We start from the raw sequence: 1788 nt of genomic DNA on the forward strand, positions 1-1788 counted from the left end.
GTAACGCTCAGCAGAGCTTTGAGGTCGTCGTCATTCAAGGATGACAGACCGGAGGTGACACCGGTTGCGCTGACATCCGTAATGCTGGCGGTGTGAGCATCATCTGACACATCCACATCCGTAAAGGCCAACTGAAGGCTCTGGGTAATTGGGGAGGTGTCAAAAGTTTCTATAAGATTATTATTAGTGCTTTGAGTGCTGTATGCACCTGACGAATCTGGTTGGTAAATATACACCTTTCCGTTGCCATCATAAGGAGCACCAACACTAACTGTGCCTTCATCATCAATTGAGACAGCATCCACTAAAAATTTTTGAGAGGCACCCATTGGACCAAAAAGTTTATATTCTGTGTAACCTCCCGATAGTTGAGGCACATAAACATAAACACGTCCTTGCTCCTCATCTTGCACTGCGGTTTGTCTTGCAGCTACTACGATTACTCCATCATTATTAATTGCAATTGAGGAACCAAAGTAATCACCAGAATTGCCATCAGATGCAATAATCTTATGTTCGGAGTATCCTCCATGACCGTTTGGAGAATAAATTGTCACATAGCCCGTGCTATCTCCAGAAGAGTGCTCAAGGCTGCTACCTACAGCCACAACACCCATATTATTGATTGCAACCTGTTCTCCAAATGGTCCAGGTTTAAGAACATCAAATGAACTCAGTTTCGTTTCTGAGTATGTGCCATCCCCATTTTTTGCATATACATATATCCCCCCAGAACGATCAGCTGAACCACTATTACTAATGGCACTAACTACTATATCTCCTTGGGAATTAATTGATACTGCTGAACCAAAATGTGCCCCCTGTACACCATCAGATGCATAAAGCTCTTTCGCAATGTATTTACCACTACTATCCATCTCGTAGACGTATACAGTACCGCTGTTTCTAATACTTCCATCGCCGAATGTCGAACCAACTACAATTGTACCTGTTTCACTAATAGCTACCGAAGCGCCAAATGCATCAACTCTGCTCCCGTGATCATCAGTTAATTTTTCAACTTTATAGCTTCCATTTTCTTTAGGTTGAAAAACATATACGGAACCAGATGCAGAACCTTGATCATCATCGGAAGGAGAACCAACAACTAAAACGCCATCAGAGTTTACAGCAACAGCAGTCCCAAAGTGATCGTAGATCTCGCCATCGAATGCTGTAAGTTTGATCTCAGAATAAAAATCTTCTTCTGGTGTATAAATATAGACTGAACCAGTCCATGTCCCATGGTCTTCGTCACCATATGCCCCGACGAGAATTTGACCCGATGGATTGGTTGCTAAAGAAGAGCCGAAACGATCACTCAACTGGCCATCAGACGCAAATATCTCAACCGGCTCTGAAACATTCACAGTGGTCGTCACAAACATCGGCGTATCATTGGCACCATCGATTGAAACCGTTACTATCTTGGTAACTATTCCACCATTGCCGTCATCGACAGTATAGGTGAAGGTGTCAGTAGCTGTTTCACCAACTGCCAGATGCTCGAACTGGCCATTTGGGTCATACCGGAACTTGCTCTCAACAAGAGACACTTCACCTGTGGTGGTGCTGGCATCAAACGTTATAGTGTGAGTGTCGGAGCTGTCTGCATCAGAAAACTCAGGTTCGATGAGAACGCTGTTGTCTTCAGAAGTTGATGTCGCGATATCTGAGACAATCGGCGCATCATTAGCGCCATTGATGGTCACCGTGACCGTCTTGGTAATTGGCTCTGCCGTGCCATCACTCACTGTGTAAGTGAAAGTATCTGTTGCTGTCTCACCA

At 44.3% G+C, this 1788-nt stretch carries 1 protein-coding gene; it reads right to left on the reverse strand.

Annotation, left to right across the window (positions count from 1 at the left end; all coding sequences use genetic code 11):
• Positions 1-1788 (reverse strand): VCBS domain-containing protein (locus PPL9_RS08800; protein ID WP_057462356.1); only part of this gene is annotated, 1788 nt, incomplete at both ends.

Source organism: Pseudovibrio sp. POLY-S9 (assembly GCF_001431305.1).
Lineage (GTDB): Bacteria > Pseudomonadota > Alphaproteobacteria > Rhizobiales > Stappiaceae > Pseudovibrio.